Raw genomic sequence first — 21086 nt, 5'->3', positions numbered from 1 at the left:
TCCCGGCAATCCAATAATTATGTAATCCATTTTTAGACAGATTAATGGATATTCATTGAGATTAATACATCGTCTATGAAAAGGTCTGTCTTTGTTTTTAAGCTGCTGCTTGTTTTCCTGGTTGCATGCCAGCCCAATAAAGAAACGCCGGTAGATGAAAAGAACATGCTTCCGAAAAGGAAACAGCCCAAATCGCTCGTGTATGAGCTGAAAAACGCCAAAGAGTGGCTGCTGGATTCTACGCTCACCGATTCTGAAAAAGAACTGGTTTTCGCTATAAACAGGACCGACAAAGCCAGTTTCAAGCGAATGGACACCGTTATTGTTCCTGTTGACCGCAGCGGCGACAAGTCCTGTTACTTTCCGTTTCCGGTGGAAGTACCTTATTTGAAGGACATCGAAAAAATAGTATATTTCTCATATCCAACCCAGGCTTTTGCTGCATACGAATGCGGCAAATTGGTACACACTGGTCCCACAAATATGGGCAGGGAAAATGCTCAAACTCCTACAGGCTTGTTTTTTACGAACTGGAAAGCAAAAAAGACCATCAGCACAGTCAACGACGAATGGGAGTTAAAGTGGAACTTTAACATTTTGAATAAGGAAGGTATAGGCTGGCATGAATATGCGATGCCGGGTTATCCTGCTTCCCATTCTTGTTTGCGTCTTGTAAAAGAAGATGCAAAATACCTGTATCATTGGGCCGATCAATGGGTCTTGGCAGATAGAACAACCGTGCAGGTAAAAGGAACTCCTGTGATCGTTTTCGGCAGTTATGATTTTAAGGCGGCAAAGCCCTGGCTGCAATTGGTCCATGATCCACATGTGTTGGATATTTCTGAAGATGAGATTGAGGAAATCACGGAGCCGTTTTTGAATGAGATCCTGATTGAACAGGAGAACAAAGAGAATTTTAAATTCGAAAACACTTATGGGAAATCTTCTTAGGGTTATACCACAAGTAAAAACAGACATTTGTTTATTCAAAAAACTCAATACTTAGACGGTCGTGAAAATTCGTTAGTTTTAGAAGACTAAAAAAGAGAACAATGAAAAACATTGAGCTGATAGAACTTGAAAAATATAGGGATACTTCCAGGTTTGAAAAGGTTTCAGAAGGAATCTACAAAGCACTTCACGCAGATAATGATGGCCTGGTGGAAAAAGGGGATTATGTAACTGCATTTTCTTTTACCCTGGAAGAAGAACTGGGTGAAATGGAAGACAGGCAGTATCCGCTTGAAGATTTGCTGGATAAATTTTTGGCTCATGTTTCTGAATTTATCCAGGATGAACCTGGTAATCCAATTATGAAACTGGAATTATGCACACAAAGTTGGCTGGACAACATGCAGGAATTAGTTCAGATTCGAGGTAAACGCGTTTATAACAAAGAAGTGGTGGAGGAAGGAGAAACCTATCTTGAATTAGTAATAGCATAATGAAAGGATGAGTTTTGCTGATAAGGTCATCGCCTTTAACCGCCAATTGCACTATCCCGGAAAATTACCCGAGGGTTTCCGAGCGATGAATCCATACCTGGACAACCCGGAGACGCTTGATGTCATGCAGCAGTTTTACCGGAAGTATTACAATGACGAAATAACTCGAAAATTCATTGTCGGGATTAATCCGAGCCGGCATGGGGCAGGAGTGACCGGAGTCCCGTTTACTGACACCAAACACCTGGAATCGGTTTGCGGTATAACGATGCATTCGGCACATACACACGAGATTTCCTCCGTTTTCATCTACGACATGATTGCGGCCTACGGCGGACCGGAACCATTCTACAGTCAGTTCTATATCAATTCACCCTTTCCGCTTGCAATTGTTAGACAATCGAAGACCGGGCAGTGGCTGAATGCTAATTATTACGATGATCCGGCCCTGTTTGAAGCAGTACAGGATTTTATGATCGAGTCGTTGGAAAAACACATTAGCCTGGGATTGGATACCTCAAAAGTATTCGTGCTGGGTAAGAAAAATGCCGTTTTCATTCAAAAACTGAATCAAAAAGCACATTTGTTCGACCGAATAGAAATACTGGAGCATCCCAGATTTATCCAGCAATACAAATCGAAAGAAAAACATGCCTACATCGACAAGTACCTTTTGACTTTAAGTGAATAAAATTCAAAAACGACACATCATTTTGATTAAACTCTTTTGAATTGTGCATTTTGAATGTTGCATTCAATATATTTGTTCAAACCGACTGTTGAATTGTATGAATATTGTAAGCCTTCCGCACCCGAACAATTTCCTGGTAGTAGAACCTTTGAACTACCCGAATCCCTACGATTTCAGCATTCCACACCGGCATGATTATTTTGAGATCATTTTGGTAAGGGAAGGGAAAGGAGAACAATTGATCGATTTTAGCAAAACCGGTTTAAATGAAAATTGTGTTTATACGGTTTATCCCGGTCAGATTCATCACCTGAAACGTGAGGAAGCAGAAGGACTCATCCTGCAGTTCAAAAAAGATATTTTCGACTTTATTTTCCCCGTAAAATATCATTACCTGTATTTCCCGCAGGCCGGGCTGCAGTTAGATACCAATACTTTTAATCATTTGTATGAGATTACCGAAAGTATTCTTTCTCTCAATAACGAGCCACAATTATCACCGCTTTCAATCCATAAATCTTACAGTTATCTCCAGATTGTCCTGATTACGCTTATTGAGCAGCACCAGTACCATTCCAACAATGATTCCGGGAGTTTTGGAGGGAAATTTTTGCAGCTGCTGGGGCAGGGAATTAAGGAAAAACGGAAAGTTGCCGATTACGCGGAATTGATGGGAGTGAGCACCGACAGGCTGACAGCCCTTTGCAAAGAAACATTCGGGACAACTCCTCTCAGACTGATCCACGAAGCCCTGATTTTGGAGATCAAGCGCCTGATGGTTTCCGGAGATTTAACCCTAAAGGAAATTGCCTTTGACCTAAACTTCGACAGTACAGCCAATTTCAGCTCATTTGTGAAGTCAGCAACCACATTTACACCTTCGGAACTGCAGGAACAATTAAAAAAGAGCCTGCTGCCTTAAATTCAAAAGCATTCACACTTTTTTCATAACAGGAAACCCATGGAGTTAGGGTAGCTTTGTTTCATAGCTTATTAAAATGAAAAACTATGAAAAAATCAGCTCTCCTCGCAGTGGGTTTTGCATTATCGCCGGAAAGGTAGTACCTGACATCCATATTGAGGGTGCAAATTCACTGGATATCAGTCTTCTGAATAAAGGCATGTTTACGTTTCAAATCCGGAATGAATCAGGCATCCACACCGGCCGATTTGTGAAGTTGTAAGTTTCATAGTTTGGTGTGAAAGACCGATTCCTGTAAAAAGGGATTGGTTTTTTTATTTTTTTAATGCTTGTTCAATTCTTTTTTGTGACGAAACTAACCAGAGAAAAGATAAAGATGAAGGATTTTTGGAAATAACGAAGAACCTTGTTACAAAGTGTCGTACATTCGCACGAACCCTTCATAAATTAATAGAGCATCAATGAACATCTGTTCTTTTGCGCTTAATTTCGATAACGAAAAACCCATAAACCTCCAATGTGTCAAAATGCTGCAACTATCACTTTTTGTACCTGCGAACCAAAGCCTTCCGCAGTTCATAACAAAAATTCCCGGAGAGCCCGAAAAGATAAAGCCGTTCAGGAAGTACAAAGCTACCGCTGGTCGCTGCACAAAATTACCGGGGTGTCTGAACAAACCATGGATGGACTGCTGATCGAACCCGATCACGCATTCAACGGTGAACTCACTGCTGAAAGTATTCTGAAGGAACTAAACACCAGGAACTGTTTTGATTTTGCATACGAACCGAACGATGGGGATAGTCTCGGGATCGTTGAGAACGGTGTGGGAAAATTCATCTCTTTCATCTTCGAAAGTGGGAAGTGGACCATCGGAAGCCCGAACCCGTTTACGCATCAGGTCACAAAATTTAACTCTGGGAACGTGAGGTTTGAAGATTAAAACAATTAAAAAATCCATCTTGCAATTAAGTAGTCAGAAAATGAATATTAAGAATTTTGAATTCAAAGCAAAAGTAGACAACCTGGAAGCGGTTGAGAATAAGTTATTAACCTTAAATCCGGTTTTCCAGGGATTAGATCATCAAATTGACACGTATTTCAAGGTAGAAACCGGCCGTTTGAAATTGCGTGAAGGAACGATTGAAAATGCATTGATCAATTACGACAGGGAAAACATTGCAGGTTCAAAAGAATCACAAATCATTCTTTACCAGCATACTCCGAATGTCGCTTTGAAAGAAATCCTGACCAAACAGTTGGGAGTAAAGGTAGTGGTCAATAAAAAGCGGAAAATATATTTCATTGGCAACGTAAAATTCCATTTTGACCGGGTAGAGAATTTGGGAACATTCATGGAAGTGGAAGCTATTGATGCGGAAGATGCATTCACAACGGAACAGTTAAAGGTCCAATGCGATACCTATTTTGATTTTTTCGAATTGACCCCGGATACCATCATGGACAAATCGTACAGCGATCTATTGGTGGAACAACAGAATTTGTAATACGAATGATGAGAATACTAAGAACTACTTCAGAAAACCCCGATTTCCGCTCCCTGGTTTCGGAACTGGATAAATACCTGGCCTTAAGGAATGGCGACGCAAATGATTTCTTTGTACAGTTCAATAAAGTCGATCAGATTAAGCACGTGATACTTTCGTATGAAAATAATTTGGTCGTTGGCTGTGGAGCCATGAAAGAATATGCTCCGGATTCGATGGAAATAAAACGCATGTTCGTTCCGGCAGAACAACGCGGGAAAGGAATAGCCTCAATAGTTTTGAAAGAACTGGAGAGATGGGCAAAAGAATTGGGATATAAAAAAAGCGTGCTTGAAACGGGGAATGATATGCAGGAAGCGGTCGGCTTGTACAAAAAATGCGGCTACAAAGTTATTCCGAACTACGGGCAGTACGAAAATGTGGCGGATAGTGTGTGCTTCGAAAAAGTACTTTAATGGAAATCACTATCTTAATGGTCTAAAAACAAAAAGTATGAACGTGCGATTGATTTGGGGGAATTATGTCTCCGGTGATTTGGAGAGAACAGCTGCTTTTTACACAGCGCTTGGTTTTAAACGCAATGACAATATGGAAGACGGGGAATTCGTGAGCTTTGTTTTCGGAGATACCAGCCGTTTTATCATCAATTTCTTTACGGAAAAAAGGTTGTCAGATCCTATGAACGGGGGACTTTCGATTCCGAAATCCGCAAACGAATTGATTTTTTCTTTGTCGGCCGACAGTGAAGAAGAAGTGGACCAATGGGCGGAAAAAGTAAAACAGGCCGGTGGAACGATTTCCTCACCGCCCCAAAAATTCCAGCAGGGATATACATTTGCATTCTCGGATCCGGACGGGCATAAATTTAATTTCTTATATTGGCCCGGAATGTAAATCAATTTAAATCAACCGAATACTATGAAAATTCTAATCGATAAAAAAAGGTACACTAAAAGAATTATCTTCCTTTTACTCTCTGGCCTGGCATTCGCAGCGGGATCCGTTTTAATCCTGGTCATGAATGAACTGTCTTTTGCACCTGTTTTCTGGGGGGCAATTTTAGGGCTAATGGCTGTGGCTTCCTTTATAAATTTGGTTTTCTATATTTCCATACGAAAACTCGAATATGGATTTGTCTATGAAAACGGACAATTCTATGATTACTCGAAACCTTTCAGTAAAGCTCAGGGATTAAAAATAGAAGATATAAAGTCCATCACAAATTGGTCTGAAAGAATGGGAATCAATCAGTACATAATGATCAAAAAAGGTTTTGGATTAGGGGGAAATTCCATTGTTCACCGACTGAAAGGCAACCACATTTATTTTAGCGATTATGTAGTTGATCCGGAAGTATTGAAGGTCCTGATTCAGCTCATGGTATCTGAACAAACACCGGAAGGAGAGAACACAGAAAGAGAAACGAAGGTTGTACAACCGACCGAAAGTCTAACCAATTTCTGAGTTACATGATCGGACAGAAAGGATAAAAAAGATTTTCCGGGAGTGAAGTCTTAAACTTTGCAGCAAGATCGGGAAAACAATTGAGAAATGCAATAGCAGAAAAAAGCCCCTGAACGCTTAATTTTGTGCCTGTTAATCCTCATTCTCAATACAAAAACATGAAATCCGAAAACCAAAAAGACGTTCTTGACCACGGTCCGTTCTATCACGGGACAAAAGCAGATTTAAAAGTGGGGGATTTATTGACAGCCGGTTTTCCTTCGAATTACAAACCGGAAATCATCATGAATCACATTTACTTCACCGCATTGCCAAACGGAGCAGGACTTGCAGCTGAAATTGCACCGGGCGAGGGAGATGGTCGTGTTTACATCGTGGAGCCAACCGGTAATTTTGAGAACGACCCGAATGTAACGGACAAAAAGTTCCCGGGGAATCCAACGCGTTCTTACCGCAGTCAGCATCCGTTGAAAATTGTCGGAGAGTTGACAGACTGGGTTCGCCTTTCTCCTGAAGAACTGCAGCAATGGCGCGACCGGATCGCGAAAATCAACGCAGATCCGAATGCGGAGATTATTAATTAAACGAGATCCATGAGGTTGGACATCAGACAGATTTTGGATATCCTTTACGAATGTGGGTTTACATTGCATGAACAGGTAAAACCGCAATCCCCCGACAATTGGAACGTCGATTCGGTTTACGAATTTGAAAATGAATTCAAAAAAATAACACTCAGTTTTATTAATGATCCGACACCGGGTTATCTGTCATCGGTGAATCCTTCCAAACGCAAACAAAAATTAGTAAATGCGTTGGATGAAGTTCGTATTCTTACAATTGATAAAAGCTCCGGTGAAACAGGTGAAAAAGTAGTTGATCTGAGAAATTCAAGTTTAGAAGAAATCGGGCGATTGAAACGATTCATTACATTTACATAAATCAGATCTTTCAACAATGAAAATAAACCGACCCGTTCAGACTGGAATGCTTTTGTCTTTGGCCATCCTTTATGCATCCTGCAGTGATCCGGGAACTGATTCTGTTAAAAAAGCGGCTACGGAAGAAGTTCGTACTGCCGAATCTGCGAACACTCCCGAAAAAGAAATCCCGGTTCTGGAACTGAAACAAGATCACCTGGATTACATCCCGAAGGGAATGGTGCTTTTTGACAAGGTAAACGGAGATTTGAACAAAGACGGAATCGCGGACTTGGTTTTAATGATCAAGGGAACGGATAAAAGCATGTTTGTACAGGACGAATTTAAGGGTGAACTGGACCGTAACCGGAGAGGAATTATCGTGCTGTTTAAAAGAGCAAATGGATACGAACTTGCTTCAAAGAACCCGGATTGTTTTTCCTCTGAAAACGAAGAAGGAGGCGTGTATTTTCCGCCGGAACTAACGCTGGATATCCGGAAAGGAAAACTGTACGTGGAATACCGGCACGGAAGATATGGCTATTGGACATACACCTTCCGCTACCAAAACGGGGATTTTGAACTGATCGGGTATGATTCCACAAGTAGTCACGGACCGGTCATTAACAGGGAAAAAAGCATTAATTTCTCGACCAAAAGAATGCAGGAGCGGATAAACACCAATGAAACGGCTGAAAGCGGGGAAGAAGTATTCAAAGAGAGCTGGAAAGATATCAAACTGGATAAAATGATTAAACTCTCAGAGATCGAAGATTTTGATGAGCTTTACTTCCCGGAATATGAATAATTGTGTACAAAACTTAAAAATGAAAAGATGAAAAATAAATTTATGCTCATTATTGCATCGTTGCTGATTGTGTCGCTAAGTGTCATTTTCGGGTTTACAAATAAACCTGCATCCAGTGGTATCTTAACCATGAGAACATTGGAAGCAAACGGATTGGTAGACAATAGTATATCCATTGTATATGAAAATGGCAAAGTAGAAAAAATAGAACTGAGTAAATTATCAGGTCGTGATCATTCTCAAAATCTATTGATCATCAATGAAACCATCAACAGACTTCAATCTTCAGGTTATCATTTAATTTCAATAGCCGGTGGTGGTGATGGAATTAGTTCGATTATAACGACTTACACCTTTGAAAAAGAATAGATAGGTATGAGTAAGAATCATTCAGAATACGGAATAATTTGTGACCGCGGCAATGAGAAAAAGATCGTTAAGAACATCAATGCCTTCATGGCTGATAAGTATGGGTACCGTAAAATGTACAAAAGCACAAACGCGAGTTTCCTTGAAGCAAGAAAACCGTATGTGTACACGCATTTTTATAATCAATTTCTGAAACAAGGTCCACGTTGGTATTTTGAACTGTATCCGAACACAGACGAGGAATCAAAGACTAAATTCAAAGATCACACTGAAGCAGGCTGGATCATATTCATCAATAAAATGGCTTATGATATTCCGGAGCATCGGGAACATTTGGATATCTTTTTTGAAGAACTGTTAAATGCAACCGGGGTTGAAACAAAATTACTGCATCAATACAGTGATGGTGAGGAAAGATTGTAATATTCTGCTCGTTCACTAATTTCATCCTTTTAACTAAGATTCATTTACAAATGACAAACACCGAAATTATAGATCTCGAAAACAAGCTGCTGGAAGCAATTAAGAAAAGTGATATTTCTGTCCTGGAGAAAATACTTCACGACGATTTGTTGTTTATCGTTCCGAACGGAAATGTGATTACCAAAGCTTTGGACCTGGCTTCGCACCGTGCCGGAGAAATGGTTGTAGATGAAATAATCCCTACTATTGAACAGATCAACATCATAGAAGATACCGCCGTTGTAACGGTCGTTTACGATTCAAAAGGAAGTATGCTTGGAAACAGGATAGAAGGGAAGTTCCGCTACATCCGTTTCTGGAAGAAGTTCCCGGATGGTTTTAAAGTGATCGGGGGAAGCTGTACCCAGCTATAGAAACAAACCCATTTGAACCAATCTTACGACGGACCGAAGCGATCTTCTGACAAACTGTATCAATGTTAAATGAAACTTATTATCTGTGAAGCGAAACTTATTCAACATGTAATCGAACTTATTAAATGTAAAACGAAATTTATTCAGTCTTCAGTGAAACTTATTGTGTGTGAAGCCAAACTTATTCAGTGTGTAATTGAACTTATTGAATGTAAAACGAAACATATCGCATCTCTAAGCAACCTTATTCAATTCCGAAGGATGGAGACCAGTTGTGTAGAGTAACCGAATAAATCTTCAGCAAGCCGGAGATACCATTATCTTTGTAAAACAAACAGATATTCAAATGATTCCTGTAAAAAGGGATGAATCAAACAAATAACATACGGACATGTCAATCACACGAGAAGAAGAACTAATCGGAATGCAGCAAGCGAGCGAAGCAGTTGCCATTACTTTACGGGAAATGAGCAAGTATGCCAAGCCGGGAATCAGCACCAAAGAACTGGACGAATACGGAGCGCAGATCCTTGCTGACCTGGGAGCTAAATCAGCACCTTACCTAACTTACGGATTTCCGGGCTGGACCTGCATCAGTGTGGGTAAAGAATTTTGCCACGGAATTCCTTCCGCCAAACGAATGTTGAAAGAAGGAGACTTAATAAACATCGATGTTTCTGCCGAATTGGGAGGTTTTTGGTCGGATAACGGAAACTCTTTCGTAATCGGCGAAGACATTCACGGGCATCAGAAATTGGTCGATGCATCCAAAGAAATCTTACGAAAAACAATCGACAGCATTCAGGGCGGCGTGAAAATAGCAGACATCGGTCATTTGATGGAAACCGAAGCTAAGAAACGCGGTTACAAAGTCATCAAAAATCTCGGCGGACACGGAATCGGAAGAAGTTTGCACGAACAGCCCGATGAATTGCTGAATTATAAGAACCGCTTCGACCACCGGCGATTTAAAAAGAACTCCGTTGTAGCCATTGAAACATTCATTTCAACAACATCTACTTACGCGGATACTTTAAACGACGGCTGGACAATGGTCGGAAACAAAGGCGGTTTCATGGCACAGCACGAGCACACAATCGTCATTACCGATGGAAAACCGATTATCCTGACCGAAATGAACGGCGTTTGGAATTGATTTCAATGGAATTCACCTTGAAAGAATTAATAGAACGAAGACGTATCATAGATATTGATACCGCTCCTAATACCAATAATGTTTATACGGGAATCTGTTTACTGTCCAATAGTGAAGTTGTTTTATTGCTCAACTTCAATGAAGAATACGGTGATTTTGATGGATTTACTATCATCAAAAATCAGGACTTTGAACTTTACAGAGAATGGCAAGATTCCGAATACACTGAAGTGAGAAATGATAATTCAAAAGATCTCATTACGGGTATCGATCCGAATGATTTTCAGGATATGAAAGCAGCTTTCAAAACCCTTATTGGAAAATTGGTTTCTGTTTTTACTTATGACGATGAAGATTCCTATTGGGTAGGGAAAGTTTTAGTTGTAAATGACAATTCCGTTGAGTTACACCTAATTTCTGAAAATGCTGAATGGACAGATCAGCAAGTGTTTCTGTTTAGTGATATCAGCTACCTCGGTTTCGATACTCGTTACGAAAAGAATTTGGTAACTGCGATTGATTCATTTAGTCCAAAAAATAAATGAAATCATTGTTGTTCGATAAAAAAAGATTCATTTTACTTCTTTTTCCTTTTTTAGTGGGATTTTGAATCCATTTTAAATAATGGAGCGGGTGATTTTTGAAATAAGGATCTAATCTTTTTTTGACAGATTGATACTGGATGCTAAAACGCACAATTACACGACCTGCAGGACTACTGCAGAATCTTCCAATCATTACCCGTACTTCAGATTTTTTTTAAGAAACGACAACCGGCCGATTCGGTTATCAATCCCGAAAAGTGCTAATCCTGTAGTGTTTGCAAAACAACTACAGGATTGCATTTTGGATCCTGATCCCGCCTTTTCGTGGATTGATCCGGATCGGCTGGTTGGCTGAAAGCTGTAATTGTGCAAAGGCATTTTTGTCCTACTTTTTTTGCCTTGGAAAAAAGTAGGGTGAGATTTTAGAGGTTTCAGTTACAACACCCGTTGAAACGGTTACATCTGTGGATCACCTTCGCCGCAACTTTGTAGTGTACAAATAATTAAACAAAAAATCATGGACACAAACAAAGTATGGCTCGTAACAGGAGCATCCAAAGGATTGGGATTGGCACTCGTAAAACAATTGATCGCGCAGGGATACCGTGTAGCAGGAACATCCCGGTCAATTGCAAGTCTTGAAAAAGTGATTGAAAAATCAGCAAATTTCCTGCCTCTTGAAATGGATATTTTGAATGAAGAAAGTATTCAAAAAGGAGTGGAATCCACAGTGAAGGCATTTGGTAAAATAGATGTACTTGTAAACAATGCAGGTTATGGTCAGCTGGGAACCCTGGAAGAATTATCGGACAGAGAGGCACGTGAGAACTTTGATGCAAATGTATTCGGTTCGTTGAATGTTATTCGTCAGGTGATGCCGTTGATGCGTTCGCAGAAATCAGGTCACATCATGAATGTTGCTTCAATCGGTGGTTTGCTCGGAGCATTCCCGGGATGGGGAGTTTACTGTGCTACTAAATTCGCAGTAGCGGGATTCACGGAAGCATTGGCTTCGGAAGCAAGTGAGTTTGGAATTTCCGCAACAGTTGTTTATCCGGGGTATTTCAGAACAAACTTCCTGGAATCAGGTTCACTGAATACTCCTCAAAAACCGATTCACGAATACACAACCGCACGTGCACTGGAATTGAAGCACAAAGAAGAAATTGCAGGTAACCAGCCCGGGAATCCTGAATTAGCTGCTGAAGCATTCATTAACCTGGGAAATATGCAAAATCCGCCGGTACATTTCGTGATGGGATCAGACGCTTACGGATTGGCGGAAGCGAAAATAAACATGCTGAAAACGGATATGACTTCCAATGAGGCATTGAGTAAATCGACGGATTATTAATTTTAAAAACAGGGATAGGGCAGGTAATTTTCAATGCCCTATCTTTGATTGCATTATGGCTTATGAAAAAGCAAGTTTACGTATTTAATTCCATCAGTGATTTCCACAAGATCGCAGGTTTGCCCGCACCCGAACATCCGTTGGTAAGTGTTATAGACTATGGCTTGGTGGAATACCAAACAGACGATAAAGAAATCAGCTGGCTGCAGCATTTCTACTGCATCGGACTGAAACACGATATGAACGGGAGGTTCCGTTACGGCCACCAGCAATACGATTTCGACGGCGGCATCGTTTCGATGGTTTCTCCCGGACAGCTGGTACAAATCACTATCGATAAAACTCCGCCAAAACCCAGCGGGATCATTCTTTGTCTTCACCCGGATTTTCTTTGGAATCACCCGATGGCAAAGAAGATTAAGCAGTACGATTTTTTCGGTTATTCCGTGAATGAAGCCTTATTCGTTTCCGAGAAAGAAGAAGAAGTGGTGGTCGACATCCTTCAAAAGATGAAGCAGGAATACCACAGTAACATAGATGCTTTTACTCAGGGAATTATCATTGCTCATTTAGAGGTTTTATTGAACTATTTTGACCGTTTTTACCAGCGTCAGTTTATTACACGTCAGAAAACAAACCACCAGGTACTTGAAAAACTGGAAGACTTGCTGGAAAGCTACTTCAGATCAGGAGATTTGATTGAAAAAGGATTGCCACAGGCACAAGATATTGCATCACAATTAAATATTTCCCCCAATTACTTGTCGAGTTTGTTGAAATCCCTTACCGGACAAACTACTCAGCAGCACATTCACAGTAAGCTCATCGAAGCGGCGAAGGTAAAATTGAGTACGACACAACTTTCCGTGAGTGAAATAGCCTTCGAACTGGGATTTGAGCATTCGCAGTCGTTCAACAGACTGTTTAAATCAAAAACCGGGGTAACACCGATGGAATACCGTTCGTGGAATTGATGTAATAATTCGGAAAAAAGAGTAGATTTGAAAAACAACTATTCATTTTTCGTTCGTGAACACATATCAGAATAACGTTCAGAGTAATATTACCGACAAGGAGACATCCTATGCATCGGGTTCGGGCGAACGAAAATCAGGAGCATCCAATTTCGAACTATCCGATAATCGTCCGGAGGCCATTGCTCAACGGAAATTAACAGCTGGTTCCCAGGATACCGATCAATCGAAACAGATAAAGCAGTTACAGGAAAGTGAGGGAGCAAGTTCTGTTACACAAGATTCCATCCAAAAAATAAAAAACAATACCGGTCTTCCGGATAACCTGAAATCGGGAGTCGAAAGTATGTCCGGCTATTCCCTGGATGACGTAAAAGTGCATTACAACTCGGACAAGCCGGCACAACTTCAGGCACACGCGTATGCGCAGGGAACAGATATTCACATTGCTCCCGGACAAGAGAAACACCTGCCTCACGAAGCCTGGCATGTCGTACAGCAAAAGCAGGGAAGGGTAAAACCAACCATGCAGCTGAAAAGCAATATTCCCGTAAACGACGATGCCGGTTTGGAAAAAGAAGCGGATGTGATGGGGGCAAGGGCTTTGCAGATGAAATCGGATCCGGATAGCGAAAAATCGGTTGAGACATCTTTGAATACTACAAAAACTGCTCAATGGGGAAGTCCTGTCCAAATGCTTAGAAGAGGTGCCCGTGTTATATGGGGGATTACTCACTTGGTCAGAGTACAAGAAGATCCGGCTGTGGAAGAAGACGATGATGATACAGAAACTCTTTTTGGAAATGGAGACAATTGGCAAGCAGGAGAAGTTTCATTGGATCAACATGGAGAATTATCTCAAGGACAGAAGCTGGTAGTCGATGATGAGGAAGTGTTTATGTCGCGACGCGGTTCAAATCAGGAAGATCCTGAAAAACGCAATAAAGCCAGGGAAGATGATGAAATGAAACATGAATGGCTGAAAGTGTTGGAACTGGAGGTGGATCATGAACTGGAAGATGCCCCGGAAGATGCTTATGTCCGGTCAGAAACAATCAAGCTTGATCCGCCGAGACCAAGGAATATTGTGTTAATGGAACACAACGACGATGACCAACATCCATTTGAAAGAGCTAGGGTTTCTGGGGAATTAAGCGCTTTTCATCAAGCATGGGTCACTGCGGAAAGAAAAAGAAGGCGTAATGAAAAACATGTTAAGAGTGAACACGAAGGACAAGAGAATGCTGATCATGACGATCTTACCTCCGGATGGAATTGGGATAAATTTGATGAAGGTTTGGATGTTTCTGAAAATATGAGTGATCCAAATGAGCGTACTGGGTGGTTCAGTCCGGCAACAGTACTTGTGAGTCAAAGAACAATCAGCGCCAGGTATAATGATGAGCATGGCGAAGAAGCAATTGCTTACATGGTACTTGAAGTTCGCAGAGACAAACTGGAAGTAGAAGACGATGACGACAACCCTCCACAACCATATGAGTTCATTAAACTGATGCACGATCAGGAACCTTACATGTATATCCGCTGGCTGATCGGGCATCCGGAAAAGGGAGGTGGCGCTTCCAAATTAATCAAAGAAGCATTTGATTCTTTTAATAGGTCCAATTGTACCGAGTTACGTGTGGAGTCTGCATACTCAGCAGTTCCCTGGTACGAAAAAATGGGATTCAAAAAAGTGCACCCTGAAAAAAAAGCTCCGAAGAAAGGCGAAGGATATGCAGATACTGAATTAGTTTATAAAGGTGAAGAATAACTTCACCCCAAACTCTCCAGCTGCTCAAAAATCGGGATTAAAGATTTCCCGTTTTCGGTGAGATTGTATTCTATATGCAAAGGTTTTTCCCGAATGATGACTTTCTCAAGCAATCCGGCTTCTTCCAATTCTTTTAAAGCTACGGACAACGATTGTTTGTTCGATCCCGCAATTTCCCGGAGCAAACTGCTGAAACGCAAAGGACCCTTGGTCGCCAGGCGAAAAATTTCCGGTTTCCATTTTCCCGAAAGCATCTTTAAAAGTGCTTGTGCCGGACATGTTTCGTTTTCTGCGCTCATTTTTTTGGTAGTCATAAAAAACTGACTTATTGCGGGGAGATTTTATTATGCTGAACTTTGTACAAAGGTAAAATAATTGCACCGAACAACAGACATTCATGAAATTGACGCATCACATTTTACTCGCAGTACTTCTTTTTGGTACTGCCAATTGTAACTCACAAAACAACAAGAACATGCAGAAAGAAACCAATCCTTTGCTTTGCGATATCGAAAGCGGGATGTGTGAGATGCCCGGGAACGAAAACGATTCTTTGGGATCTAACAACTTCAAATCGATTGAGAAACCGATCAGGGTTATTTATTACACGGATCCGATCTGTTCTTCCTGCTGGGGAATCGAGCCGCAGCTGCGTAAACTGAAACTGGAATACGGGAACAGTATTGAGATCGAATACCGCATGGGCGGCCTGCTTCCGGATTGGAGCTATAACAGCGGCGGTATCAGCAAACCTTCCGACGTGGCGCACCACTGGGACGAAGTAAGCGCTTATTACGACATGCCGATAGACGGAGACGTGTGGCTGGAAGATCCGCTTTCGTCTTCTTACCCGCCTTCTATAGCTTTTAAAGCGGCACAAATGCAGGACAAAGACAAAGCAATCGTATTCCTGCGCGAAATTCGTGAAATGGTCTTTTTACAGAAGAAAAACATTACCAAATGGGAATATTTGGAAGCAGCAGCCAAGAAAGCTGGCTTGAATGCCGGGCAATTTAAAACCGATTACGAAGGAAAAGCAAAAGAATTGTTCAACGAGGATTTGAAGTTGGGTAAAGAATTGGGAGTAAGAGGATTTCCAACCTTATTCTTTACCGATAAATCCGGGAAGACTGAAAAAGTTTACGGTTCAAAACCATATGCTTCTTACGAGCAGGCAGTTTTGAGCCTGGAACCCAATGCCGAAAAGCAAAGTTACCCGAAAGATCTCACCGCTGTCTTTGCAAAATATCCATCTTTAACAGCAAAAGAGTTCTCTGAATTAACTGGGACACCCAGAAACGAAGCTGAAAAAGTATTGAATGACCGGACTGCAAAAGGTGAGTTGGAAAAAACAACCACCAAAAACGGGTCGATCTGGAGAAAGAAAAATTAACCACACCTTGATTGGAAAAATGCAGGGAGGCGACGTATCGCGTCCCTGCGTGTTTTATAATACACGTTATTTTATCAAACGAATTACTTTTCGATCGAAGAAATCGTAATTTAGGTTTCCAGAATAATTCCATTTAAATGAACCATTCGGAACAAATCATCAATATCTATATCTTCGGCAACGGCAACATCTCTTTCGAAGATTTTAAGTTCCACTATGAAAAAGTCATGAATCGCTACCTGGATGACGAAAGTGCCACTTTCTTACTTTGTGATTTCAGGGGCACAGATACGCTGGCTATGGAATTGTTAAAATGTGCTTCGACCAATGTTTCAGTCTATCACATCGGAGAAAGGCCGCGCTATCTGCCGGATAAATTCAAAACAAAAGTCGGAAGCTGGAAACTAATAGGTGGTTTTGAGAACGATTCACAGCGAGACATGGAAGTGATCCATGAATGCACCCATTTTATAGCCGTTGATTTTAATTCGGACGAAAAACGAATCAGCGGTACTCAAAAGAATATCGAGTTGTGTGAGAAGTTGGGGAAAATAAGACTGACAAACGAAATCTGATGCCGGAAAGTGCTTTCTCATACGATGATTTCTGTGGCGAACTGGAATTTTCCCTGCCCAAAAGTACCGAAGAACAACGGCAAACCTGGGCTGCAACGATTATTGAACGGGATTTGGATCTCAAAGACCTTTCACGCTTATTATTTAGTGAGAAGAAAACCGCAACTCGTTTCCTGTGGATGCTCAGCGGTATCGGGATGAAAAGCCAGTCTAAACTCTTCGAAGCACTTCCTTTTTTGCTCGAGTTATCGGGAAAATTGGATCCGGCATACCAAACGGCATTTGCCAATTATTGGCTGATTGCGGGCGTACCTCCTGAAAATGAAGCTCAGGCAATTGATTTATCATTTCAATGGCTGATGAATCCCGGAATAACAGTAACCATCAAATCCAGGGCGCTCTTTGTACTATTTAAGCTTACGAAAAAACATCCCGAACTCAAAAATGAACTGGTCCTCTGCCTGGAAGATCAACTGGATAAACACTCAAAAGACTTTCGGAAACGGGCACTTAAAGTTTTGAATGAATTAAGAACTTCGTGAAACCTAAGGTCAGCGAAGCTAATTTGAGTAAAAAAGATTGTAATTTCAGGGACTCTAAGATTGATAATATGAACAAAGATATTCAGGCCTACAATGTCGCTCAGGAACCTGAGCATTTGGTCATTTGTGACCTGCTGGCACACGAAATCTGCAGGGGACTTCCGGAAGCCGAGAACAAGATTTGGCATGCACACCCGGTTTGGTTCCTGGATGGCAACCCGATTGTGGGATATAGTATCCAAAAACGCGGAGTGCGTTTGATGTTTTGGAGCGGAAAAGATTTTGAGGAACCCGGATTAAACGTCGAAGGAGAGAAGTTCAAAGATGCATCGGTATTTTACAATAAACTTTCTGAAGTAAATCTTGTGGATTTACAACGTTGGCTGGAAAAAGGCCGCGACATTCAGTGGGATTATAAAAACCTGGTGAAGCGAAAAGGACAATTAGAGCGGTTGAAATAGTGAAAATAGTAGTTACTGACCCCGAATGAAACCAATTCTCGAAATATTCCATCATGCAGGATTCATGGAGATCACCGTTTACGGGTTGATCATTAACTTCGGTATTTATGGTGCTTCACTGGGGTTGTACTTCCTGTTAAGTCGTTTTCCCTGGAAACAGGAGCTTGGAGAGCAACAACCTGTCAATCGGAAGGATGTGTTGCTGAGTCTGATCACAGTTTTATGTAATACGGTGGTATTTGTTTTTGGGGTATACCTATGGAAATCAGGGATTATCCGCCTGGATAAAGATTTCGGTTTTGGTCAGGTAATACTGGAAGTTTTGCTGCTTACCCTGATCATGGATTTCCTGATGTATGTGTTTCATCGAAGTGTTCATTTTCTGCGTTATTTCAGGAAGGTACATGAACGCCACCACGAGCACGAATCTACCAATCTGCTGAGCTTGTTTGTCCTTCATCCGATAGAATCGATCGGTTTCGGATTGATGATGCTGGGAGTGATCATGCTATTTCCTTTTTCTGCCGTTGGGATTTCCCTGTACCTGGTTCTCAATTCGCTTTGGGGAACGGTCGGACATCTCAATCATTCCGTTTTACCGCAATCCTGGCTGAAAATTGCCCAAAAAGGATACTTGTGTACTTCGGAATTTCATTATTTGCATCACCAAAACCCGGATTGCAACTTTGGATTTTATACTTCCGTGTGGGATGTGATGTTTAAGACAATTCATCCTTCCTTAAGAACACATCCGTAAATCTGCCGGATAAATGATCCTTTTCTCATTTTGGATACAAACATCCTCAAATCGGATACAATCAACATAAAGTTGTTAAAGACCTTTGCTGTACAAATTAAACAAACAGTAAGATGGTACATCAAAATGACAACACAAACAGCACGTCAACTCCAAAGATTTGGTTCATAACGGGAACTTCACGTGGTTTTGGACGCGTATGGACAGAAGCAATTCTGAAACGCGGTGATAAAGTAGCAGCTACAGCACGTAACCTGGAAAGTATTTCAGATTTCAAAGAGAAATACGGAGACAATGTATTGACATTGGAACTCGACGTAACCAATCATGACCAGGTGAAAAAAGCAGTGGAACAAGCACATGCACATTTCGGAAGACTGGATATCGTATTCAATAATGCCGGTTACTCATTAGTCGGAACAATAGAAGAAGCAACCGCAGATGAGGTGCGTGCCATGTTCGAAACAAACGTATACGGTCCGCTGGCAGTGATTCAGGCAGCTTTGCCTTTATTGCGCAAACAAGGCGGGGGACATATTTTGGGAACTTCCAGCAACCTGGGACACGTGACATTACCGGTGATCGGCTATTACTGTTCTTCCAAATGGGCTTTTGAAGCGATACACGAAAGTCTGGCTGAAGAAGTGAAGGCCTTCGGGATAAAAGTAACGATTATTGAGCCGGGAGCTTATGCCACTGAATTCGGAAGCCAGGAATCCCTGAAGTTTTCAGCAGGAATGGATATTTATGCCGACTATAAAGAAGCATTTTTCGGTCAGTTGACAACCATGGAGAGAGGAAATCCTGAAGCAACTCCGCAGGCAATCCTTCAAATTGCAGATGCAGAAAATCCACCGTTGAGATTCTTCCTGGGAAATCAAAACCTGCCCTGGGTGCGCAAAGCATACGCAGAACGAATGGAAGAGTGGGAGAAATGGGAAACTGTTTCAAATGCTGCACAAGATTTGTAATTTTGGTAGGGGACGCGATGCTTCGCGTCCCTCAAAAAATAAATCGTATTCCGAATTAAATGTCATCATGAAAAAGGAAGAAGTAACACATCATCGGTTCAACACTCTGTCAGAAGCATTTCACAATTTTGGATTACCGGATCCGCAACATCCGCTGATCGGGTTCATCAATGCAGAAACAACTCAAACAGTAAGCGACAATTTTCCTCAGTCGCATGCACTCAATTTTTACAAAATATCCTTCAAACGCCAATTGAGCGGTAAAATCCGTTACGGACAAACTTACTACGATTTTGACGGCGGCGGTTTGCTTTTTGCGTCGCCAAACCAGATTATCGGGAATCAATCGGGAACAAACCCGGGGGAATGTTCACAGTATACTTTATTGATCCATCCGGACTTTTTGTGGAACTATCCTTTGGCGAAAAAGATCAAACAATACGGATTTTTCTCGTATTCCATCAATGAAGCCCTGCATTTATCCGATAAAGAAAAAGAAACGATCATTTCTATCTTTAAGATCATTGAAGAGGAGTTGAACAGCAGGATTGATGATTTCAGTCAGGATGTGATTATTTCTCAAATAGAACTGCTGCTCAATTATGCAAATCGATTCTACAAACGCCAGTTCCTAACGCGTAAAACAGTCAACGCCGATCTGCTTCAAAAACTGGATGAGATCCTGGATGAGTATTTCGACCGGGAAGTTTCCGTCAAACAGGGATTGCCAACCGTTCACTACCTTTCGGATAAATTGAACATTTCAGCAAGCTATCTGAGCGATATGCTGCGTTCCCTGACCGGACAAAATGCCCAGCAGCACATCCACGATAAACTCATCGAAAAGGCAAAAGAAAAGTTATCGATTACCAATTTGTCCGTAACCGAAATTGCTTATGAATTGGGATTTGAATATCCGCAGTCATTCAGTAAATTGTTCAAAGCAAAAACGAACCAATCACCCCTGGAATTCAGAAGAGCTTTCAATTAAGATTTCCGAATTCGGAAATACGAATCAAAATACCTGGAATTGGATTTGTTTCAGTAAATTAAAAGAGGATACAATTTAAAAGGAATGAATCAGGAAGCAAATCAAAATTACAATTCCGGCTATATGCTCAGAGCAATTGCCCTTTCTGAAAAAGCTTATAAAAGTGGCAAGGGACTTCCGATCGGATGTGTGATTACCAGGAATGGGGAGATAATCGGTGAAGGGCATAACGAGGTGTTCAAGCGGTTAAATCCGACAGCTCATGCAGAAATGGTTGCCATTGAGAGAGCTTGTGAGAAAACCGCAAGCGTTCAATTATCAGGGTGCGAATTGTATACCACTGTAGAACCTTGTCCGATGTGTTTGGCGGCCATTTACTGGGCCAAGATCGATGTTGTATACTATGTCAATACAAGTCAGCAGGTGGTGGAATATGGTTTTGATGACTCGTTCATATTCGAAGAACTACAGAAAAATGCAGAGGAACGTAAGATAACGTCAGTGCAGGTTTCCGAACCGAATGCAAAGTATGTATTGGAGCGGTGGAAAGACGCAGATGACGCGGCGGCACATCCCTGGGATGAAAAAGGTATTTAAAAAAGCGCAAAACGACCAATCGTTCCTGGAATT

At 41.4% G+C, this 21086-nt stretch carries 29 protein-coding genes; 28 read left to right on the top strand and 1 reads right to left on the bottom strand.

Annotated features, from left to right (window positions below; genetic code table 11):
• Positions 1 to 75: 75 nt before the first annotated feature.
• The 20 genes from QZT69_RS13495 to QZT69_RS13400 all read left to right on the top strand — a co-directional run bounded on the left by QZT69_RS13495 (position 76) and on the right by QZT69_RS13400 (position 14766).
• Complete coding sequence (locus QZT69_RS13495; RefSeq protein WP_294675160.1) at positions 76 to 951, top strand: L,D-transpeptidase family protein; 876 nt, start codon at positions 76 to 78, stop codon at positions 949 to 951.
• 101 nt (positions 952 to 1052) lie between these two features.
• Positions 1053 to 1445: a hypothetical protein gene (locus QZT69_RS13490; protein ID WP_294675148.1), complete on the top strand. Its 393-nt coding sequence runs from the start codon at positions 1053 to 1055 to the stop codon at positions 1443 to 1445.
• 7 nt (positions 1446 to 1452) lie between these two features.
• Positions 1453 to 2136 carry an SMUG2 DNA glycosylase family protein gene (locus tag QZT69_RS13485; protein WP_294675137.1) on the top strand — a complete coding sequence of 228 codons (684 nt, stop codon included), beginning with the start codon at positions 1453 to 1455 and terminating at the stop codon, positions 2134 to 2136.
• A 97-nt stretch (positions 2137 to 2233) separates the two neighbouring features.
• Positions 2234 to 3058 (top strand): AraC family transcriptional regulator, encoded by an 825-nt coding sequence (locus QZT69_RS13480; protein WP_294675130.1) that lies wholly within the window; start codon positions 2234 to 2236, stop codon positions 3056 to 3058.
• 517 nt (positions 3059 to 3575) lie between these two features.
• Positions 3576 to 4001: a hypothetical protein gene (locus QZT69_RS13475; protein WP_294675123.1), complete on the top strand. Its 426-nt coding sequence runs from the start codon at positions 3576 to 3578 to the stop codon at positions 3999 to 4001.
• A 40-nt stretch (positions 4002 to 4041) separates the two neighbouring features.
• Positions 4042 to 4566, top strand: coding sequence for a class IV adenylate cyclase (locus tag QZT69_RS13470; protein WP_294675115.1), 525 nt, complete (start codon positions 4042 to 4044; stop codon positions 4564 to 4566).
• Between the two features lie 5 nt (positions 4567 to 4571).
• Positions 4572 to 5021, top strand: a complete 450-nt coding sequence (locus QZT69_RS13465; protein WP_294675107.1) for a GNAT family N-acetyltransferase — start codon at positions 4572 to 4574, stop codon at positions 5019 to 5021.
• A 37-nt stretch (positions 5022 to 5058) separates the two neighbouring features.
• Positions 5059 to 5460, top strand: coding sequence for a VOC family protein (locus QZT69_RS13460; protein WP_294675098.1), 402 nt, complete (start codon positions 5059 to 5061; stop codon positions 5458 to 5460).
• 24 nt (positions 5461 to 5484) lie between these two features.
• Entirely contained in the window at positions 5485 to 6030 is a 546-nt protein-coding gene (locus QZT69_RS13455) for a hypothetical protein (RefSeq protein ID WP_294675093.1), read from the top strand.
• Positions 6031 to 6188: 158 nt separating this feature from the next.
• Positions 6189 to 6614 (top strand): NAD(+)--rifampin ADP-ribosyltransferase, encoded by a 426-nt coding sequence (gene arr, locus QZT69_RS13450; RefSeq protein WP_294675082.1) that lies wholly within the window; start codon positions 6189 to 6191, stop codon positions 6612 to 6614.
• A 9-nt stretch (positions 6615 to 6623) separates the two neighbouring features.
• Entirely contained in the window at positions 6624 to 6971 is a 348-nt protein-coding gene (locus QZT69_RS13445; protein ID WP_294675072.1) for a hypothetical protein, read from the top strand.
• 16 nt (positions 6972 to 6987) lie between these two features.
• The gene (locus QZT69_RS13440; protein ID WP_294675069.1) at positions 6988 to 7758 is read left to right on the top strand and encodes a hypothetical protein; all 771 of its coding nucleotides are present in this window, start codon (positions 6988 to 6990) and stop codon (positions 7756 to 7758) included.
• A 42-nt stretch (positions 7759 to 7800) separates the two neighbouring features.
• Positions 7801 to 8127, top strand: a complete 327-nt coding sequence (locus QZT69_RS13435) for a hypothetical protein (protein WP_294675067.1) — start codon at positions 7801 to 7803, stop codon at positions 8125 to 8127.
• 6 nt (positions 8128 to 8133) lie between these two features.
• A complete protein-coding gene (locus QZT69_RS13430) occupies positions 8134 to 8550 on the top strand; it encodes a hypothetical protein (protein WP_294675064.1) in 417 nt (138 codons plus the stop codon).
• A 50-nt stretch (positions 8551 to 8600) separates the two neighbouring features.
• Positions 8601 to 8963, top strand: coding sequence for a nuclear transport factor 2 family protein (locus QZT69_RS13425; protein WP_294675061.1), 363 nt, complete (start codon positions 8601 to 8603; stop codon positions 8961 to 8963).
• A 391-nt stretch (positions 8964 to 9354) separates the two neighbouring features.
• On the top strand, positions 9355 to 10119 hold the full coding sequence (map, locus tag QZT69_RS13420; protein WP_294675058.1) for a type I methionyl aminopeptidase: 765 nt from the start codon (positions 9355 to 9357) through the stop codon (positions 10117 to 10119).
• A 17-nt stretch (positions 10120 to 10136) separates the two neighbouring features.
• On the top strand, positions 10137 to 10664 hold the full coding sequence (locus tag QZT69_RS13415) for a hypothetical protein (protein WP_294675055.1): 528 nt from the start codon (positions 10137 to 10139) through the stop codon (positions 10662 to 10664).
• A 517-nt stretch (positions 10665 to 11181) separates the two neighbouring features.
• Positions 11182 to 12018: an SDR family NAD(P)-dependent oxidoreductase gene (locus tag QZT69_RS13410; protein ID WP_294675052.1), complete on the top strand. Its 837-nt coding sequence runs from the start codon at positions 11182 to 11184 to the stop codon at positions 12016 to 12018.
• 62 nt (positions 12019 to 12080) lie between these two features.
• Positions 12081 to 12992 (top strand): AraC family transcriptional regulator, encoded by a 912-nt coding sequence (locus QZT69_RS13405; protein ID WP_294675049.1) that lies wholly within the window; start codon positions 12081 to 12083, stop codon positions 12990 to 12992.
• A 55-nt stretch (positions 12993 to 13047) separates the two neighbouring features.
• Positions 13048 to 14766, top strand: coding sequence for a DUF4157 domain-containing protein (locus QZT69_RS13400; RefSeq protein ID WP_294675040.1), 1719 nt, complete (start codon positions 13048 to 13050; stop codon positions 14764 to 14766).
• A gap of 2 nt (positions 14767 to 14768) precedes the next feature.
• Here the strand turns inward: QZT69_RS13400 and QZT69_RS13395 are convergent, their stop codons facing one another.
• Positions 14769 to 15065 (bottom strand): helix-turn-helix domain-containing protein, encoded by a 297-nt coding sequence (locus tag QZT69_RS13395; protein WP_294675037.1) that lies wholly within the window; start codon positions 15063 to 15065, stop codon positions 14769 to 14771.
• Positions 15066 to 15241: 176 nt separating this feature from the next.
• On the opposite strand from QZT69_RS13395, the gene QZT69_RS13390 reads away from it, so the two are divergent.
• The 8 genes from QZT69_RS13390 (at position 15242) to QZT69_RS13355 (ending at position 21053) form a co-directional block, all read left to right on the top strand.
• The gene (locus QZT69_RS13390; protein ID WP_294675380.1) at positions 15242 to 16159 is read left to right on the top strand and encodes a ClpXP adapter SpxH family protein; all 918 of its coding nucleotides are present in this window, start codon (positions 15242 to 15244) and stop codon (positions 16157 to 16159) included.
• A gap of 137 nt (positions 16160 to 16296) precedes the next feature.
• Positions 16297 to 16734: a hypothetical protein gene (locus tag QZT69_RS13385; RefSeq protein ID WP_294675034.1), complete on the top strand. Its 438-nt coding sequence runs from the start codon at positions 16297 to 16299 to the stop codon at positions 16732 to 16734.
• Complete coding sequence (locus QZT69_RS13380; RefSeq protein WP_294675032.1) at positions 16734 to 17276, top strand: hypothetical protein; 543 nt, start codon at positions 16734 to 16736, stop codon at positions 17274 to 17276. The genes QZT69_RS13385 and QZT69_RS13380 overlap by 1 nt, the downstream gene beginning before the upstream one ends.
• A 68-nt stretch (positions 17277 to 17344) precedes the next feature.
• Complete coding sequence (locus tag QZT69_RS13375) at positions 17345 to 17737, top strand: DUF1801 domain-containing protein (protein WP_294675029.1); 393 nt, start codon at positions 17345 to 17347, stop codon at positions 17735 to 17737.
• A gap of 25 nt (positions 17738 to 17762) precedes the next feature.
• Positions 17763 to 18494, top strand: coding sequence for a sterol desaturase family protein (locus tag QZT69_RS13370; protein WP_294675026.1), 732 nt, complete (start codon positions 17763 to 17765; stop codon positions 18492 to 18494).
• Between the two features lie 113 nt (positions 18495 to 18607).
• Entirely contained in the window at positions 18608 to 19465 is an 858-nt protein-coding gene (locus QZT69_RS13365; protein ID WP_294675024.1) for an SDR family NAD(P)-dependent oxidoreductase, read from the top strand.
• A 67-nt stretch (positions 19466 to 19532) separates the two neighbouring features.
• Positions 19533 to 20456 carry an AraC family transcriptional regulator gene (locus QZT69_RS13360; RefSeq protein ID WP_294675021.1) on the top strand — a complete coding sequence of 308 codons (924 nt, stop codon included), beginning with the start codon at positions 19533 to 19535 and terminating at the stop codon, positions 20454 to 20456.
• Between the two features lie 84 nt (positions 20457 to 20540).
• On the top strand, positions 20541 to 21053 hold the full coding sequence (locus QZT69_RS13355; protein ID WP_294675018.1) for a nucleoside deaminase: 513 nt from the start codon (positions 20541 to 20543) through the stop codon (positions 21051 to 21053).
• Positions 21054 to 21086 lie beyond the last annotated feature (33 nt).

The organism is uncultured Fluviicola sp. (assembly GCF_902168135.1).
Lineage (GTDB): Bacteria > Bacteroidota > Bacteroidia > Flavobacteriales_D > Crocinitomicaceae > Fluviicola.
This window is presented reverse-complemented; position numbering and strand designations above follow the sequence as displayed.

What these genes read in the sequence shown, in the direction of transcription:
- map (WP_294675058.1), top strand. Translation starts at nt 9,355, where the DNA reads ATGTCAATCACACGAGAAGAAGAACTAATCGGAATGCAGCAAGCGAGC.
- QZT69_RS13475 (WP_294675123.1), top strand. Translation starts at nt 3,576, where the DNA reads ATGTGTCAAAATGCTGCAACTATCACTTTTTGTACCTGCGAACCAAAG.
- QZT69_RS13380 (WP_294675032.1), top strand. Translation starts at nt 16,734, where the DNA reads ATGCCGGAAAGTGCTTTCTCATACGATGATTTCTGTGGCGAACTGGAA.
- QZT69_RS13485 (WP_294675137.1), top strand. Translation starts at nt 1,453, where the DNA reads ATGAGTTTTGCTGATAAGGTCATCGCCTTTAACCGCCAATTGCACTAT.
- QZT69_RS13390 (WP_294675380.1), top strand. Translation starts at nt 15,242, where the DNA reads ATGCAGAAAGAAACCAATCCTTTGCTTTGCGATATCGAAAGCGGGATG.
- QZT69_RS13375 (WP_294675029.1), top strand. Translation starts at nt 17,345, where the DNA reads ATGAACAAAGATATTCAGGCCTACAATGTCGCTCAGGAACCTGAGCAT.
- arr (WP_294675082.1), top strand. Translation starts at nt 6,189, where the DNA reads ATGAAATCCGAAAACCAAAAAGACGTTCTTGACCACGGTCCGTTCTAT.
- QZT69_RS13405 (WP_294675049.1), top strand. Translation starts at nt 12,081, where the DNA reads ATGAAAAAGCAAGTTTACGTATTTAATTCCATCAGTGATTTCCACAAG.
- QZT69_RS13490 (WP_294675148.1), top strand. Translation starts at nt 1,053, where the DNA reads ATGAAAAACATTGAGCTGATAGAACTTGAAAAATATAGGGATACTTCC.
- QZT69_RS13495 (WP_294675160.1), top strand. Translation starts at nt 76, where the DNA reads ATGAAAAGGTCTGTCTTTGTTTTTAAGCTGCTGCTTGTTTTCCTGGTT.
- QZT69_RS13430 (WP_294675064.1), top strand. Translation starts at nt 8,134, where the DNA reads ATGAGTAAGAATCATTCAGAATACGGAATAATTTGTGACCGCGGCAAT.
- QZT69_RS13435 (WP_294675067.1), top strand. Translation starts at nt 7,801, where the DNA reads ATGCTCATTATTGCATCGTTGCTGATTGTGTCGCTAAGTGTCATTTTC.
- QZT69_RS13460 (WP_294675098.1), top strand. Translation starts at nt 5,059, where the DNA reads ATGAACGTGCGATTGATTTGGGGGAATTATGTCTCCGGTGATTTGGAG.
- QZT69_RS13480 (WP_294675130.1), top strand. Translation starts at nt 2,234, where the DNA reads ATGAATATTGTAAGCCTTCCGCACCCGAACAATTTCCTGGTAGTAGAA.
- QZT69_RS13455 (WP_294675093.1), top strand. Translation starts at nt 5,485, where the DNA reads ATGAAAATTCTAATCGATAAAAAAAGGTACACTAAAAGAATTATCTTC.
- QZT69_RS13355 (WP_294675018.1), top strand. Translation starts at nt 20,541, where the DNA reads ATGAATCAGGAAGCAAATCAAAATTACAATTCCGGCTATATGCTCAGA.
- QZT69_RS13410 (WP_294675052.1), top strand. Translation starts at nt 11,182, where the DNA reads ATGGACACAAACAAAGTATGGCTCGTAACAGGAGCATCCAAAGGATTG.
- QZT69_RS13440 (WP_294675069.1), top strand. Translation starts at nt 6,988, where the DNA reads ATGAAAATAAACCGACCCGTTCAGACTGGAATGCTTTTGTCTTTGGCC.
- QZT69_RS13365 (WP_294675024.1), top strand. Translation starts at nt 18,608, where the DNA reads ATGGTACATCAAAATGACAACACAAACAGCACGTCAACTCCAAAGATT.
- QZT69_RS13470 (WP_294675115.1), top strand. Translation starts at nt 4,042, where the DNA reads ATGAATATTAAGAATTTTGAATTCAAAGCAAAAGTAGACAACCTGGAA.
- QZT69_RS13425 (WP_294675061.1), top strand. Translation starts at nt 8,601, where the DNA reads ATGACAAACACCGAAATTATAGATCTCGAAAACAAGCTGCTGGAAGCA.
- QZT69_RS13465 (WP_294675107.1), top strand. Translation starts at nt 4,572, where the DNA reads ATGATGAGAATACTAAGAACTACTTCAGAAAACCCCGATTTCCGCTCC.
- QZT69_RS13360 (WP_294675021.1), top strand. Translation starts at nt 19,533, where the DNA reads ATGAAAAAGGAAGAAGTAACACATCATCGGTTCAACACTCTGTCAGAA.
- QZT69_RS13385 (WP_294675034.1), top strand. Translation starts at nt 16,297, where the DNA reads ATGAACCATTCGGAACAAATCATCAATATCTATATCTTCGGCAACGGC.
- QZT69_RS13445 (WP_294675072.1), top strand. Translation starts at nt 6,624, where the DNA reads ATGAGGTTGGACATCAGACAGATTTTGGATATCCTTTACGAATGTGGG.
- QZT69_RS13395 (WP_294675037.1), bottom strand. Translation starts at nt 15,065, where the DNA reads ATGAGCGCAGAAAACGAAACATGTCCGGCACAAGCACTTTTAAAGATG.
- QZT69_RS13370 (WP_294675026.1), top strand. Translation starts at nt 17,763, where the DNA reads ATGAAACCAATTCTCGAAATATTCCATCATGCAGGATTCATGGAGATC.